Source organism: Pseudoalteromonas sp. SIMBA_162 (genome assembly GCF_046535955.1).
Lineage (GTDB): Bacteria > Pseudomonadota > Gammaproteobacteria > Enterobacterales > Alteromonadaceae > Pseudoalteromonas > Pseudoalteromonas marina.
The window spans coordinates 1-256 of record NZ_JAWJBQ010000738.1; the positions used below are offsets into that span (position 1 = coordinate 1).

At 63.3% G+C, this 256-nt stretch carries 1 protein-coding gene; it reads left to right on the forward strand.

All coding sequences use genetic code 11. The features are described from left to right. The coding region (locus R0J88_RS21635) for a hypothetical protein (protein WP_410901123.1) at positions 1-256 on the forward strand (256 nt) is incomplete at both ends.

Here is a 256-nt window from a genome sequence, read left to right on the forward strand (position 1 = left end):
ATGTCATTGATGCCTTCATCCCCTCAGCGCCTGTGCGGTGCCGATCACCGCTCGTCTCCATTGCACTCTTCCAGCCTTGCGGTAAAGCTTGCTGTCAGGCCTTCAAGGTGCTGGAAACAGTGGCTGGCCGCCGCCGCGCTTGCCTGTCTGCCGCTGGGCGCACAGGCCGCTGACAAGCCGCTCTCGGCGTCGGCCATTCAGGACATCGAATCAGAGGTCGGCGCGCGAATCGGCGTCACTGTTCTGGATACCGCCG